The 14,997-nt window shown below is 41.3% G+C and carries 13 protein-coding genes; 5 read left to right on the top strand and 8 right to left on the bottom strand.

Annotated features, from left to right (window positions below; genetic code table 11):
- Positions 1-86 precede the first annotated feature (86 nt).
- Complete coding sequence (locus UYC_RS0126030) at positions 87-551, top strand: hypothetical protein (RefSeq protein ID WP_016874359.1); 465 nt, start codon at positions 87-89, stop codon at positions 549-551.
- Positions 552-880: 329 nt separating this feature from the next.
- Here the strand turns inward: UYC_RS0126030 and UYC_RS0126025 are convergent, their stop codons facing one another.
- The 6 genes from UYC_RS0126025 to UYC_RS0126000 all read right to left on the bottom strand — a co-directional run bounded on the left by UYC_RS0126025 (position 881) and on the right by UYC_RS0126000 (position 5,388).
- Positions 881-1,300 carry an EamA family transporter gene (locus UYC_RS0126025; protein ID WP_016874360.1) on the bottom strand — a complete coding sequence of 140 codons (420 nt, stop codon included), beginning with the start codon at positions 1,298-1,300 and terminating at the stop codon, positions 881-883.
- 78 nt (positions 1,301-1,378) lie between these two features.
- Positions 1,379-1,534 carry a hypothetical protein gene (locus UYC_RS38660; protein ID WP_016874361.1) on the bottom strand — a complete coding sequence of 52 codons (156 nt, stop codon included), beginning with the start codon at positions 1,532-1,534 and terminating at the stop codon, positions 1,379-1,381.
- Positions 1,535-1,661: 127 nt separating this feature from the next.
- Entirely contained in the window at positions 1,662-2,711 is a 1,050-nt protein-coding gene (locus tag UYC_RS0126015) for a S1C family serine protease (RefSeq protein ID WP_026087443.1), read from the bottom strand.
- A gap of 259 nt (positions 2,712-2,970) precedes the next feature.
- On the bottom strand, positions 2,971-3,615 hold the full coding sequence (locus UYC_RS0126010; RefSeq protein WP_016874363.1) for a cysteine hydrolase family protein: 645 nt from the start codon (positions 3,613-3,615) through the stop codon (positions 2,971-2,973).
- A 2-nt stretch (positions 3,616-3,617) separates the two neighbouring features.
- On the bottom strand, positions 3,618-4,493 hold the full coding sequence (locus UYC_RS0126005) for an SDR family oxidoreductase (protein WP_016874364.1): 876 nt from the start codon (positions 4,491-4,493) through the stop codon (positions 3,618-3,620).
- A gap of 370 nt (positions 4,494-4,863) precedes the next feature.
- Entirely contained in the window at positions 4,864-5,388 is a 525-nt protein-coding gene (locus UYC_RS0126000; RefSeq protein WP_016874365.1) for a DUF937 domain-containing protein, read from the bottom strand.
- Between the two features lie 86 nt (positions 5,389-5,474).
- On the opposite strand from UYC_RS0126000, the gene UYC_RS0125995 reads away from it, so the two are divergent.
- The 4 genes from UYC_RS0125995 to UYC_RS0125975 all read left to right on the top strand — a co-directional run bounded on the left by UYC_RS0125995 (position 5,475) and on the right by UYC_RS0125975 (position 10,896).
- Positions 5,475-5,678 (top strand): hypothetical protein, encoded by a 204-nt coding sequence (locus UYC_RS0125995; protein WP_127011262.1) that lies wholly within the window; start codon positions 5,475-5,477, stop codon positions 5,676-5,678.
- A 44-nt stretch (positions 5,679-5,722) separates the two neighbouring features.
- A complete protein-coding gene (locus tag UYC_RS0125990) occupies positions 5,723-7,291 on the top strand; it encodes a YcjF family protein (RefSeq protein WP_016874367.1) in 1,569 nt (522 codons plus the stop codon).
- An 876-nt stretch (positions 7,292-8,167) separates the two neighbouring features.
- On the top strand, positions 8,168-8,779 hold the full coding sequence (locus UYC_RS0125980; protein ID WP_016874369.1) for a PEP-CTERM sorting domain-containing protein: 612 nt from the start codon (positions 8,168-8,170) through the stop codon (positions 8,777-8,779).
- A 317-nt stretch (positions 8,780-9,096) separates the two neighbouring features.
- Complete coding sequence (locus tag UYC_RS0125975; RefSeq protein WP_016874370.1) at positions 9,097-10,896, top strand: serine/threonine-protein kinase; 1,800 nt, start codon at positions 9,097-9,099, stop codon at positions 10,894-10,896.
- A gap of 8 nt (positions 10,897-10,904) precedes the next feature.
- Here UYC_RS0125975 and polA read toward each other — a convergent pair whose 3' ends face one another.
- On the bottom strand, positions 10,905-13,865 hold the full coding sequence (gene polA, locus UYC_RS0125970; protein WP_016874371.1) for a DNA polymerase I: 2,961 nt from the start codon (positions 13,863-13,865) through the stop codon (positions 10,905-10,907).
- Positions 13,866-13,913: 48 nt separating this feature from the next.
- Entirely contained in the window at positions 13,914-14,747 is an 834-nt protein-coding gene (locus UYC_RS0125965; protein WP_016874372.1) for a DUF4114 domain-containing protein, read from the bottom strand.
- Positions 14,748-14,997 lie beyond the last annotated feature (250 nt).

Raw genomic sequence — 14,997 nt, 5'->3', positions numbered from 1 at the left:
AGTGAAATACTGCAATTCCTTCAACAGAATCCGAAAAACTGCAAGTTGACTTTGAAGATTAAAGTATTCAATCTTTAGCAACTATCATGAACAAATTGAATCAGAAACCAAAGCGATCGCTTGCGATTGTTTTGGCTACAACTTGTGGCGTCGCTTCATTATTATCTGCAATATTTGATACATCTGATTCGGCTTTTGCCTCAGAATTTATAGCTACTAAAAGTTTAGCTGCAAAAAATGACATCATTGCCAATACATATACTTGTCCTCGGTATGCAGGAGGAGGAAAATTAGACGCCTATATTGAAACTCCTAATTTTGATATTTATATTTGCAAAAAGCTTGACAAGCTTTTTTATACAGGTACTTCTAAGCGAAATGGTAAAGGCACCCGTCCCCTGCCAACTTATGTAGAAGAAGGAACAGGATATGTTGCTAGAAATGGCAACTATGAATATGTTGTCAATGGTGCGGCACTCGAAATTATCAAAAACGGTAAAGTTTTGCAAACAGATCCTGTAATTCGATATACAAGTGGTTATGCAAATTAAAGATTATTTACCAATATTAGGAAAGGCGATCGCATCAATTTTTCTTCTTGCTTGTGTTGGTTGAGAGCATCTCCACTGGCGGCGTTGCCACCCGCTACGAATGGAACAAACAAGTCAAATCTTCTTTACTACTGCCTCTGTGCAGTCGCCACCCTGATGGGAAGCCCTTCGGGTTCGCCAGTCACCTGCGCTCGTGTTACCCTCCCGCAGTGCTGGACTCACCGCCCACTCTCCGAGAAGCCAGGCTACGCCTGTCTACCGGGCGTCTACAACGGAGGGGAACCTCCGCACGGCGCTGCTCTCTGCCATCTGCCTTGTTTCTTGAAAAACTAATCTCCCGCACACAGGATAATAGCTAAGATAGCAAGTATAATGCCGATGCTATGCCGTAAAGTCATAGGTTCTTTGAGGATAAAAAACGCTAAAACAACGGTGATAGCAGGATATAAAGAAGTTAAAGGCAAAACAATAGAACTAGAACCTTTACTTACAGCAACTAAGTAGAAAAGCGTTGCTAATGTTCCGGCAACACCTGTGAGAACTGCATAGAGAATGCCGCGAATGTCTCCTCGCCACTCTAAGTGATTCACACTTATAAACACTAAGCCAACACAAATGACACCAATGATGTCATAAATTAATGCACTTTTGGGGCTAATGTAATTGGTTGCTAACTTACTGAAGAATCCCCAGAAGCCAAACAAAAACAGGGAGAAGAGTGCGTATAACAACCAAGACGCCACGATCATACGTATGATTTTATTTTAAGAGGGAGTCTGAAAAGTAAGAAAGCTTACGTCACGTTCTTCTATTAGTAGAAAAAACATTTAAGTAGACAGTGTGACAAAGCTATAATCCATCTTACCCAAGTAGGGCCACCCCAGAGCAATGGAACTGCGATCGCGGCTAATTGCAGCAGGGAAAAGGGGTGGTAGAAAGCGTAGTTTTGCGATGCAAGCAGTAATCAACGCAACTCCATACATCTTGTACGAAGCTTCGAGGTGGCGTATACTCCCTCACTCGTTCCTAGTTCCCGTACAATGCTTGCTGAAAATTGAGGTATTCAGAACCCCGGCTTTAAAGAAGTCGGAGTTCTCGCTTTTTCACTTACTAGCTCCTATTTGGTGATTCTTCTGGCACAACACTTACTACAAGCTTGCGATTGTTACGCAAAACAGTAAGTTGCGATCGCACTCCCACACGTTCTGGCGTTAATAGTTTTTGCAATCCCTCCATATTTTGAAGGGCTAAACCATTAAAGCCAACAATCACATCCCCTTCTTGTAAACCAGCTTTTTCGGCGGGGCTATTGGGTTCAACGTACATCACAAAAATTCCAGTATCTACAGCCAATTCATGGAATAACATGATTCGGCGAGAAATTTGCACATTTTGTCCACCAATACCAATGTAACCGCGTCGGACTTGACCGTATTTCATCAAGACAGGGATAACCATCTTGGCAGTGTTAATTGGTACGGCAAAGCAGATACCTTGTGCTGCCATCACTATTGCAGTATTAATACCGATAACTTCTGCATGAGAAGTTACTAAAGGGCCACCGGAGTTACCTGGATTCAATGCCGCATCGGTTTGGATAATATTCTCAATCAGCTTACCAGAACGGGATTTAAAAGAGCGCCCCAAGGCACTGATTACTCCAGTAGTAACTGTAGTTTGAAAGCCAAGAGGATGCCCGATCGCGATCGCCAATTGCCCAACTCGCAATGATTGCGAATCACCCAAACGTGCTGCTACCAAGTTGGGCGCATAAATTCTAATTACAGCTATATCAGTATCTGGATCGTCGCCAATCATCTTTGCGTCGTAACTGCGTCCATCAGAGAGAGTTACCTGAATTTTAGATGCATCATGCACTACATGACTGTTAGTTAGGATGTAACCATCTTGTGTGAAGATAAAACCAGAACCATTACCGCGTACTTCTTGAGCAAAGGGCTGATAATTGCGGCTACGTCCTGTTAGCCATCTTTGCACGTCAATGTTCACAACTGTAGGGCTGACTTTTTCCACTACATTGATAACGGCTTGGGAATAAGCATCAAGCAGCTGTTCATCAGTTCTTAAGTTGTTTTGGGACATTCTTGCATCCCTTGGAGCGAAATCATCGTTTGATACCCATCCCAGATTTCTTCTCATATCTGCCATTCCTATCGTTTCACGGCCACTGTGAAAGAGCAAGATGGGAAGATAGAAAGGTAGAGAATTAGGGAGAAAATAGTTTCTTTTCTCCTCTGCACCGTTGTTCCCTCACCCTACTTGTCTACCTTATTTCCTTTATCTCCTCATCCTGTCATCCTGTAATTCCAATCCTGCCAAAAAAGCCATGACAATGCCAACAAGACACTCAAAAGGGTGATATTTCTGCTCCACTGAGTCTTTATACTGCGTCTGTGCGCTATGCTTGGTGCAATATATTTAGCGTTTTATTAAAGGTTCCAACGTCTGTTGTTAGACAAATTGATTGAAGATTTTCTAGCGATCGCCCTCGACTCTGCTCAGAAAAGGAATAGCACGCATCCTGAATTAGCACCGGAACATAGCCGAGATCTGCCGCATGGCGCACAGTGGGTTCGATGCCAAACTCTAGCACCGCGCCAACAATCGCAACCGCTTCAATGCGGGCATCGCGTAAAGCTAAATCGAGGTATGAGCCAACAAACGCTGACATGGTGAGTTTATCAAATGCAACTTCCGACGAGAGCGGTGATAATTCAGGAACAATTGCATGAGAGGTTGAATCGGGCAAGAAGTTAGGCTGAACCTCTGCAACATTCGTAACTTGCTGCAATGCCATAGCGCTTTTTAGTTGCGAAACCCCTGCTACTTGCTTGGGCAATGTGGTGTGACGTGAGAAGAAAACTCGCATTTGATGAGTTCGGGCTGCATCAACGACGTTCTTTACCTGTTGAATAAACGCTGCACCATCGGGCAACTGTTGTGCGATACCTACCTGCATATCGTAAACCAGAAGCGCCATTTTCTGAGGATGGCAAACATCCTCTAGCGTCATGGGAATATTGATTCCAAAGGCAGTTTGCATAATTAACTCCCTGAAAAGAAATCTTGGGCGCGGGTTTGAGCATAGTATTGAGCAAACGCTTCATAAGTTGTGGCTGAATGGTGCGTGAGATCTGGAATCGCCTGAGTCACTGCCGTACCTGTACCCTGTTTCCAACAAGTAAATAATTCCAATTCGGCATCTAAATACCACTCTGGCTCTCCATTTGCCAGCCGTGCGGCTTTGAGATCTGCGGGGGGAAGATCGACATAACTCACCGATCTACCCAGTGCTTTGGCAAAAATAGCAGCGATTTCATCAAATGTAATTGCTTTTCCTCCAGTCAGAACATAGCTTTTATTTTCATGCCCTGTTTCGGCTAGACAAATTGCAGCCACTTCAGCCACATCCCGCGCATCAACGTGAGAGATTTTGGTGTTGCCAACGCAATTGTAAAAGGCTCCACTCTGGGCGATTGTTTGAGCAAACCAGCGCATATTTTGCATCAGCATATTAGGGCGCAGATGTGTCCAATTCATCCCAGAAGTTTCAAGATGTTCTTCGATCTGTCGATGCCACGTCTGGAAAGTACTTGGCAACTCACCCGCGCCCATGACAGATAGTTTTACAACGTGTCGAACTCCTGCTTTTTGAGCTGCATCGATAAAATTTGATTCGAGAGCAACTTGATGGAGATGATTGGGCATGACAAGAAATGCCTTTTCGATACCTTGCAGTGCTGTATCAAGAGTATCTGGTTGACTGAAATCTCCCAGTGCCAATTCGATGCCTTGTGCTTCAAGCTGGGATGCTTTATGGCGATCGCGCACTAACGCTCGGAACGGCAATTTCTGCTGAATAAGATGGTTGACAACTTCGCCACCAATATTTCCAGTTGCCCCAGTGATAAGAATAGTCATGAATGGTTCTCTAGTAAAAGCAGCTTTAATACCTAGCTTTTAAACTTAGACACTGTACCTCATTTACTCGCAAACTGCTGTATATTTAATACTCTGATAATATTACTGCTATTGTTACTATCAATTCTCTTTGGAAATTAAGAGACGCCCAATAGTCCACAAATGTCTGATTACCAACAATCTCCCTGATTATTTCGCTCTTAAGATTAAGAGATTTTTTCATCTCAACAAATGCGATCGCCAATACGTCAATTTGTCAGTGACTTCTAAAGACTCTGAATTACAGTTTGGAAGGGCTGAAGGTGTTGGTTGTTTTTGTTCAGTAATTATTCCAACCTACAACCAACTACCAGTTATCACCAATTATCAATTATCTGCCCAAATACCGAAAAGCCGTCTGCATCGCATCAGCAATATCTACATCGCCATCGCGATCGGCATCCAGAAAAGAATTTAGCACAGAATTTCCCCCAGTTTGAGGATTTTGGGCATTTGCACCAGTTCGCAAAAAATTCAGTACTAAAGGAACCAACAGCGGTAGCAATTGTTGAATCAAACCGGCATTCAACCCCGTGCGTTGGGCGATCGCTTCTGCCACTTGCTGTTGCATCATAGGCGAGAATAAGGTATTCACGGCTTGGGGATTAGGGGATGTGCCGCTATATTGATTTACTAAAGCTTGCGCTTCTTGATTGCCATAGTTCGCTTGCTTTTCTCGTAAAGCCGATCGCACGTAACCACCTAAGATACCCAAAGCTGATTGCATGGTAGATGGATTTGTACCAGTATTATTACTCAATTGCTGTACAGTGTTAAGAATATCGCCCAATTGACTAGTACTGCCTTGCTGATTGGGATTGTCAATTGCATTGATAATTTGGTCAAAAAGCCCCATAAACTTGTTTCTCCCTTTTTACTCATGCCAACAAAACCAAATTGTTAGTGCTGGCTAATACAGCTATTCAAAAAAATAAGGTTTTTATGCAAATAGTGCCTCTGGCAATTGGTAGAGCGATCGCGATTGAGTATACACGAGGCAGAGCAATTATTGTAGGGTGGGCACTACCTAACTTTCCTCAAATCCCTATTTTAGGTTGTGAACAGTGCCCACCTTACGCTTTGCTAGAGCGATCGCATCAATACAAGTTTTTCTCTAACTCTGTTGAAAAACACTGGAACTATTAAGATTAGAAGCATGTGCGTAAATAGTACCACTAGCATTTGCCACCATGCCTCTGTCGCGCATTATCACACTAATTATCGGGCTGATCGTCATTTTAGGACTCAGTCTGTGGCTAATTGATTCTCTAACTCGGCTTTATGGGCAGTTAACCTGGAGTTCTCCGTTGTTGGGGAATTTATTGCTGTTTTTGCTCATTGTCTTGATTGGAGCATTAATAGCCACCTTTATCTATTACTTTGTAATAATTCGAGAAGGCGAGCAGCGTTCCCGACGCCGAAACAGAAAAGTTAGGCAAGTGCAAATTCCTGCTGCTAAATCAGAAGCAGCCTCTTCTACCTTAGAAGCTGTGAGGCAACAGGTATCGCAAATTCAAGACGAAGTCACACGCCAAGCATTACTAAGTAAATCGCGAGAAATTGAAGCGAATTTGGCACGTGGTGAAATTCAAGTCGTCGTATTTGGCACGGGCAGTGCTGGCAAAACTTCCTTGGTAAATGCGATTATGGGACGCATGGTGGGCAGGGTAGATGCGCCGATGGGAACAACTCAGGCAGGCGAAACTTATTGTCTGCGCTTAAAAGGTTTAGAACGCAAAATTTTAATTACCGATACGCCAGGGATTTTAGAAGCGGGGGTAGCGGGAACAGAGAGGGAACAACTAGCACGAGAACTAGCAACAGAAGCAGATTTGCTGTTGTTTGTGGTGGATAATGACTTACGGCGATCGGAGTATGAACCATTACGAGCATTAGCAGAAATCGGCAAGCGTTCTCTACTGATCCTAAATAAGACTGATTTATATACAGAAGAAGATAAAGAAGTAATCTTAGCAAGGTTGCGGCAACGGGTGCGGGGTTTTATTGCTCCTGGTGACGTAGTAGCGATCGCTGCCAATCCCCAACCTGCACAATTAGAAAATGGGGAAACCTTCCAGCCTGAGCCAGAAATTCTACCATTACTGCGACGGATGGCGGCAATTTTGCGAGCAGAAGGTGAAGATTTAGTTGCTGATAACATTCTTCTGCAATCACTGCGCTTGGGAGAAGAAGCACGGAAACTCATTGATGCTCAACGTCGTCGTCAAGCTGACAAAATCGTAGAAAGGTATCAATGGATCGGTGCTGGCGTGGTGTCGGTAACTCCATTACCAGTAGTAGATTTGTTAGCAACCGCTGCTGTGAATGCCCAAATGGTAGTGGAGCTTGGCAGAGTCTACGGTTGTGAATTAAATATGGAACGTGGGCGCGAACTAGCGCTTTCTCTGGCAAAAACAATTGCTGGTTTAGGAATTGTTAAAGGTGCTATTCAACTACTTTCTACGGCTTTGCAATTGAATGTCAGTACTTTTATTATTGGCAGGGCGATTCAAGGTGTAACAGCGGCATATCTGACACGCATCGCCGGTAAAAGTTTTATCGAGTATTTTCGCAACGATCAAGATTGGGGCGATGGTGGGATGACAGAAGTTGTTCAGCGTCAGTTTCAGCTCAATCGCCGCGACGAATTTATTAAGGCATTTGTTCAGGAAGCGATCGCACGGGTAGTAAAGCCGTTAACACAGAGAGCTGAGGTAGTTGAAGAAGAGCGACAAAACAGATTAGAAACTGGGGATTAGTTGATTGAAACATAATCCAGCAAGTGGGCGATCGCTCATCTAGAGATTCAAGCTTACTGAATATATATTTCAGTCAGTTTTAACTGACTTTAGCTATAAGCCTGAAACTTCAGTTCCAGGCGTTTTCGGGCGAGGTGCAAGATTTGAGTAATGCGATCGCACCTTTGAATTCTAGCCATGAAAACTTGCATCTTGAGTGTGCTAATGCTGGTTATTTTAACTTAGACGCTCATGTCATACATCACATAACGAGGGAATGAAAATCTATTTTCTCTAGCCCCTAGCCCCTAGCCTAAGCGTCCCTATTTTTAGGGTAGCTTCCGTGATTTTTGGTAACAATACTTAATATTTAAATCTAAAGCTTAGATTAAAAAGTTACAAATTTTCTTGCCATTTTTCGGTAATATTGCCACTATTAACTCTTGTGAAGTAGCTGTAAAAAGCAGAACTTAATCTCAGTATTCTGAGATTGAACTGAAGATGTAGTGGGAAATAGCCTATTTATATAGGCTTGAATCTATACATTAAAGCTGCGTAGTGATGTTCAATCGCTGCCAAAAAATACAGACTTCACATAAAAACTTGATACGAGTTTGTGAGCGTGAGCATTGCTGTTCATACAGAAATGTCGCAATCACTAGACTTTTTGCAAATATACAAAAGCTGCCCGGATATTAATTTCCGAAGCGAGAAAGCTCAGTGTGGTTAAAAGCGGCTAATTTTTCAAACTTATAGTCGATTTTAATCAGTGTAGAGACGCTATCAAGCGTTTTTCTGCAACAAAGGCTGAAAATACCGAATGCAACTGTAGCTTTTACAAAATCTTGCAAAAAACCTTCTCGATTTTTGTACTTTACTGTTGGAAAAATCAAACTCATGCTTAAAGCAACATCAAAAAAGTTATCTCAGCTCGCTGCCACAGCAGCCCTTGGCGCTACTATGCTTGGCGCTGTGGGAACTGCTCCTGCAACTGCTGCAAGCATCACGGCATTCAACATCTCTGGGCAGTTTGCTCCCGAAGCTGTCACAGGTTCAGTTGGGCTACCTACGCTCTTGGGAGGTGGTTATTTTAAAGGAACTTATGAAGTAGATACGGATAAACTACCAGATAATGGCCCTGGAGTGTTTTTGCAGAACTGGGAAGTGAGTTTATTTGACTCTTCCAACAACTTTGTCAAAAAATTCTCTAAATCGACTCCTAGCAACTCCGCTTTCATACAAACAAATGCACTCCGCTTTACAGAAGCAGATTTTACTCCTCCTCCATCATTCTCAGTTCTTTCTGTAATATTCCCGCCAGGATTTAAAGGAGAGGGTAAGATCCAGGGTGGATTCCAAGACTACAACCCATTTGACGGTTCTTTTGGAAGTATTGCTATTGTTGCAGGTAAAAGTGAACCTGTACCTGAACCCTTTACTATTGCTGGTACAGCAGTTGCTGGTGCAATGGGGTTGTGGATGAAGCGTAAGCAGCAAAAAGCTTCCTAAACAGAATTATTTTCAAAATATATCAGCGTTAAACTCACGTTGTTAGATGCTGATATTTAGAAAGGGGTTCTCAGAGAGTAAAAGAGAACCCCTTTTATTTTTTGGTAGATAAAGGTGAACAAATTTTGTAAGGTGGGCACTGCCTAACTTTCCTCAAACCCTTATTTTTACGTTAGGGATAGTGCCCACTCTACGGTTATTAAGAAAGATTTCAGTCGAGCAACTAAGTGCTTTCTACTACTTGTTAGGCAATAATTCCGGAAATAAAGGATATTATCCGAACAAATAAATAACAAGTATGCAATTAACCAGCGACTATGACTAATCACATGATTGGTAAAGTTCTACAAGGGCGTTACCAAATTGTGCAAATCCTTGATGCAGGAGTATTTGGGCAAACATACATTGCTGTAGATACCGAACAACCGGAGCAACATAAATGTGTGATCAAACAGCTCAAGGTTGCTAGTTCCCAACCTGAGTACTTAAAAACTCAGAGATTACACTTTCTCAGTGAAACTGAAACTCTCAAGCATTTAGGAAAACACGAGCAAATTCCCAAACTGATTGCCTGTTTTGAGGAAAAACAGCGTTTTTACTTAGTACAAGAGTTTATAGAAGGACATGCTCTAACTGCAGAATTGCCAATTCATCAACGTTTGGGCTATCCCTGGAGTGAAAGTGACGTTATTGAATTGTTACACGATGTACTGGGTATTCTGGAATTTGTTCATTCTCAAGGAGTGATTCACTGCGACATTAAGCCAGATAATTTAATCAGGCGTGCTTGTGATGGTAAGTTAGTTTTAATCGACTTTGGTGCTATCCAGGCGATTGATGTTGGCACAGATGCAATATTGCCTATTGATAAATTTCCCGTTACTTCATTAGGTTACATTCCGCCAGAACAATTTATTGGTCAAACACAGCCTAACAGTGATATTTATGCTTTGGGTATGATTGCAATCCAAGCTTTAACGGGGCTTTCTCCACTGCAATTAAAAATAGATCCTCGTAGCAACGAGATGATCTGGCGATCCGAGCAGATTTCAGTTAGCGATCGCTTTGCTGCTATCCTTAGCCAAATGATCCGCCACAACTACCAAGCTCGTTTTCAATCAACCACTGAAGTACTCCAAGCACTGAAGCAAATATCAACGGGTAATGGGCAAACCCAAGCAGTGCAACTTCAAGGTAATGTATTGCTAAACTCAGCTAAAGCCGAAGATAATAAACATTGCAAATTCCCCAAATCATCTCCTTTAGCTGTAGGGATGAAAGTTGGATTAGTAGCAAATTCTTTGGCTATGGGTTTTGGGCTATATGCTTTAATAAATAATTCTCCTGTTCGCTCAGAAACAGATACTTTATATAAAGCAACGAAAGCATATCAAGCAGGAGATTTAGAAGAAGCGATCGCTTTAGCTAAAAAGATTCCCTCAACCAGCAATGTCTATCCAGAAGCTCAAGCTACCATCGCAGAATGGCAGAATCAGTGGCAAACTGCTGCTGAAAAATATTTAACAGCTGAAAAAGCCTTGCATGAAGGTAGATGGGTAGATGCACTGAATGCCGCTTCTCAAGTTCCCGACAATTTATATTGGCAGACAAAAACAGACAAAATAGTTGAACAAGCAAAAGTTAAAATCGAGGCACAAACCCATAAACTGTTAACAAAAGCTTACCAAAAAGCATCAGTCAAAGATTTTAATACTGCTTTAGCTTATTTACACCAAGTTCCTTCAGAATCATCTGCGAACACCTTAGTACAACAAAAGTTAGCTGAGTATAACCAAAAAAAACAAGTAAGGGCAGTTTTCTTGCTACAACAAGCTTACCGTCAAGCAGCAGTAAGCAAATTTGAGGCTGCGATTGAATTTCTCCAACAAATTCCTAAAAATACGTCAGTGTATGCAACCGCTCAAGTTAAATTAATTGAGTATACTCACAAGCAACATCTCCAAGCTGAAGCTCAAAAGCTAGCTAAATCCAAAATGCCTAGTGCTGCAAAAATTAAAGAGGTAATTAATCGCAGTCGTACAAATATAAATCTACAATCTTTCGCTCCTGAAAGCGACTTGCAAGAGGTCAATACTCAACTACAAACACGTTTATAACCTGCTTATTATTTTGTCTCCATCCAGTTTTCACCCGCGCGCACATCTACTACTAAAGGTACGCGCAACTGCACGGCATTTTCCATAACCGACTTGATTTGTGGTTGTAATTCTTCCCATTCATCAGGAGGAATTTCAAACACCAATTCATCATGAACTTGTAACAATAACCGTGCCTGATAATTTTGCAGAATTTCATGCAACCTTACCATTGCAATTTTGATAATATCGGCGCTGGAGCCTTGAATTGGTGCGTTAGCAGCAGAACGCAATAAACCTGCATCGTAGGCACCTAAATTCTTTAATTTACTCAAATCTATATCTTCTGGATTACTGCCCTTGAGATTACGCAGGTTATTACTAGTAAAATCGAAATAACGCCGACGTCCAAGAATTGTTTCTACGTAACCTTGAGCGATCGCTTGTTTTTTCAACCCTTCTAAATATTCAAAAATCTTGGAGTAACGTTTACTAAATCGCTTAATAAATTCGTTCGCCAGTGCTTTATCCACACCAGTGGAGCGCGAAAATTTTAATGAACCCATGCCATAAATCACACCAAAGTTAATAGTTTTTGCTACTCGGCGTTCATCTGAGTTTATATCTTCTTTTTCAAACATCAGTCGTGCCGTTACTGTGTGAATATCTTCATTTTTTTGATAAGCCTCGATTAATACTGGTTCTTGACTCAAATGAGCTAGTATTCTTAATTCAATTTGCGAATAATCAGCAGCCACCATCAACCAGCCTGGTTCTGGGATAAATGCCTTACGAATTTGACGACTAAAAGCAGTACGAATCGGGATATTTTGTAAATTAGGATTAGAAGAAGATAACCTGCCAGTAGATGTAGTTGTTTGATTAAAATCTGTATGTACTCGCTGAGTATCAGGACGCACTAATGATGGCAAAGCATCCACATAAGTAGACTTTAATTTAGCCAGAGTACGATACTCAATGATGGCATCAATAATACCAGTTGTATCAACTTCTCTTAATTTTTCCAGTGTGGCTGCGTCGGTAGAATATCCAGTTTGAATTTTCCGAGAATGTTTTGTACTTAACTTTAATTTCTCAAATAGTATCTGACTCAATTGCTTAGGAGAACCCAAGTTGAATTTTTCTCCTGCAATATCATAAGCTTGCTTTTCCAACTTAGCTAAATCTGTTTCTATCTGTTGCGAAAGTTCTTGCAAATACTCTGTGTTAATGCGGATTCCCTGATATTCCATATCCGCCAAAACAGGCTCTAGTGGTTGTTCTACTTCCACTAATAACTGATATAAAGCTGGAACTTTCTCTAATTCTGCACGCAATTTCGGCACTAGTTGAAAAGTAGTATAAACATCCATCCCGCAGTAGTCTGCAACAGTTTGAATGTCTATGTCAGCAATAGTTTTACCTTTAGGTACTAAATCTGCATAACTTTTTGCTGTCAATCCCAAATATTTTTGAGCCAAATCACTCAAATTGTGGCTACCATCAGGATTGAGGAGATAACTAGCAAGCATAGGATCAAATACTACCCCTGCTAAGTTAATTCCTTGACAGTGCAGAATCAAACGGTCAAACTTGGTATTTTGCAAAGCTTTAGGATAATTAACATTTTCGAGAATTGGGCGTAGTGTCTGTAGCACAACATCTTTATCTAAATTTTCGCCAGTTTTATGTCCAACAGGAATGTAAGCCATTTCATCTAGCTGGGTTCCCCAACAGCAGCCAATTCCTACTAACTCAGCATCCCGTGGTTCCAAATCGCTAGTTTCCGTATCCCAAGCCACAGGTGTATCTGGGTTAGTAAATTGCTGTAATTGATTTACTAACTCAGTTAATTTAGATTTTGTATCAATAATACGTGGTTTAATTGCGGAGTTAGATTGTGGTTGTTGTTGAGCTAATGTTGTATCAGTAGCACTGAAAAACCACAAATCATTATCTTGATTTTCTTCAATGCTGGTTATTTCCTCTACAGAGGTTGAGGGTATTTCTGTAACTATTCCACCAAACTTTTGTTGTAGTTCGTTAATCTTACCTAAAAAAGTCTTAAATTCTAGCTTTTCTAAAATAGGTGCTAAAACGTTGTTATCAAATCCTTTTAATCGACACTCTTCTAAATTCACTTCCAGAGGAACATCAAGCACGATCGCTGCCAAATACTTAGACTTTTCGGCATCTTCTTTACCAGCTTCTAATTTTTGCTTAGTTGCGCCTTTAATTTCAGACAAAGAAGCGTATATTTTATCTAGAGAACCATAAGTATTAAGAAGCTGCACGGCAGTTTTTTCGCCTATGCCCTTTACTCCAGGAATATTATCTGATTTATCACCACAAAGAGCTTTAAAATCGACAATTTGTGAAGGCAAAACGCCGAGTTTTTCTTGAACTTGCTCTCTTCCAAACTCAGTAATACCATTTGTAGTTGTGGAACGCTTGAGAGCCTCTGGGCTAAAATACAGAACACTAATTTCTTTATCAGGATCGATAAGTTGAAATAAATCGCGATCGCCCGTCAGAATCTTAACTTTATAACCAGCAGCAGTAGCCCTCTGTGCTAAAGTTCCCAAAACATCATCTGCCTCATAACCAGGAGCTGTAAGAATTTTCAGATTCAGCCCATCCAACAACTCGTGGAGATTTTTCAAATCAGGAATAAAGTCTTCTGGTGTGCCAGGGCGATCGGCTTTATAAGTATCGTCAGCTTCGTGGCGGAAGGTTGGCAAACCCAAATCAAAAGCCACAGCTATTGCTTGTGGCTGTTGGTTTGCCATTATCTCCAAAAGAGATTTCAGAAAGCCATAACATACACTGGTAGGAATCCCCATCTTAGTTCTCAGCCCGCCGTCTCTTCCTTTGGCAAAGGCGTAGTAAGAACGAAATGCTAAGGAGTGCCCATCAATCAGGATGAAAGTGGGGCGTGTTGGGTTTAAAGAAGCGGAAGCCAAGTGGTTTGAAGGTGTTGTTTGGGACATAGCCTTATTGTAACCAGCTGCTTCCGTCGCGTCAGGTTTGATTTAAAGTTAAGATGATCTCTTGACTTGGTTTTGGCGACGACGACGTAGTTTTAGCATACCTAATGCTCCTACACCCAACACTGATAAAGTGACTGTTGGCTCAGGAACGGAGGTTAGTGCTTTAACATTATCAGCACCAATATCAAGAACGACAATCACATCATTAAAGTCACGATCGGAAACTTCGTTCGTCTTACCAGTCTTTGGATCGGTTCCTGTAGCACCCAAAGTGCCATACAAATCCTCAAAACCCATCAAAATGTAGTTACCAACAGCATAAGCAACCACGTGCTGCAATCCGTCTGGATTTGAGGAAGTTTTAGTTCCAAAAATATTGGCATAATCACCACGGTTTAAGCCATCAGCTCTTAACCAAAAGTCCAATAGAGTGCCTCCTGCAACATTGCCAAGACTAACTCCATCACCAAGCTTTAATGTATTACCACCCCAGTCACCTACACACCCAGAGCCACTACAAGCAATGTCATTAAATACTAGCCCAGATTTGTTCGTATTCCCCGTTGCTTGATAAGCTAACTGATTTCTATAACCAGCGCCCTCGTTAATGAAAAAAACATTGACATCGTGACTATATTTCAGGAATAACTTACTAGGATCTAATTGAAATTGTCCGCTATTTGGTAGGGCAACTCTTTCTGCTTGTACATATTGCTGGAAAGGAGCGTCATCAAAACCAGTCGTTTGTTTGCCTTGTATTGCTGGCTGCTGCCATGAATTATTCCATGTAAAACCAGCTGCGGATGCAGAGTTTACTTGAGACAAAAATCCAGTCAAAGCAGTAGTCGCAAAAATCAGTCCTGTCAAAGTTTTTTTGAGCATATAATTACTTTCTAATTTGTACTAAAAATCTGAAAAACTTCACTAAGCAAACAGGCTTAATTAATCTACTTGATATCTTAATTTTTAGATAATTGTCTATATTCAAAATCCGTTTTAGTTGACTCTTTAATATTTATGTAGCTCTTCAGTAATTACTTGGATTTAGTACAAATTATTTATACGTGTCTTTTCTAAATTAAACCTATCGTAAATTTGTCAAGAGTAATAACTACCATAAAATATTCAGTCG

Origin of the sequence: Chlorogloeopsis fritschii PCC 6912, from assembly GCF_000317285.1 — a bacterium.
Taxonomy (GTDB): Bacteria; Cyanobacteriota; Cyanobacteriia; order Cyanobacteriales; family Nostocaceae; genus Chlorogloeopsis; species Chlorogloeopsis fritschii.
The sequence above is the reverse complement of the archived record's forward strand: the minus strand, read 5'-3'. Positions and strand labels throughout refer to the sequence as shown.

Coding starts and splice junctions, on each gene's coding strand:
- UYC_RS0126010 (WP_016874363.1), bottom strand. CDS start 3,615: ATGCAAACTGCCTTTGGAATCAATATTCCCATGACGCTAGAGGATGTT.
- UYC_RS0126000 (WP_016874365.1), bottom strand. CDS start 5,388: ATGGGGCTTTTTGACCAAATTATCAATGCAATTGACAATCCCAATCAG.
- UYC_RS0126030 (WP_016874359.1), top strand. CDS start 87: ATGAACAAATTGAATCAGAAACCAAAGCGATCGCTTGCGATTGTTTTG.
- UYC_RS0125975 (WP_016874370.1), top strand. CDS start 9,097: ATGACTAATCACATGATTGGTAAAGTTCTACAAGGGCGTTACCAAATT.
- UYC_RS0125995 (WP_127011262.1), top strand. CDS start 5,475: ATGCAAATAGTGCCTCTGGCAATTGGTAGAGCGATCGCGATTGAGTAT.
- UYC_RS38660 (WP_016874361.1), bottom strand. CDS start 1,534: ATGTATGGAGTTGCGTTGATTACTGCTTGCATCGCAAAACTACGCTTT.
- UYC_RS0125990 (WP_016874367.1), top strand. CDS start 5,723: ATGCCTCTGTCGCGCATTATCACACTAATTATCGGGCTGATCGTCATT.
- UYC_RS0126025 (WP_016874360.1), bottom strand. CDS start 1,300: ATGATCGTGGCGTCTTGGTTGTTATACGCACTCTTCTCCCTGTTTTTG.
- UYC_RS0126015 (WP_026087443.1), bottom strand. CDS start 2,711: ATGAGAAGAAATCTGGGATGGGTATCAAACGATGATTTCGCTCCAAGG.
- polA (WP_016874371.1), bottom strand. CDS start 13,865: ATGTCCCAAACAACACCTTCAAACCACTTGGCTTCCGCTTCTTTAAAC.
- UYC_RS0126005 (WP_016874364.1), bottom strand. CDS start 4,493: ATGACTATTCTTATCACTGGGGCAACTGGAAATATTGGTGGCGAAGTT.
- UYC_RS0125980 (WP_016874369.1), top strand. CDS start 8,168: ATGCTTAAAGCAACATCAAAAAAGTTATCTCAGCTCGCTGCCACAGCA.
- UYC_RS0125965 (WP_016874372.1), bottom strand. CDS start 14,747: ATGCTCAAAAAAACTTTGACAGGACTGATTTTTGCGACTACTGCTTTG.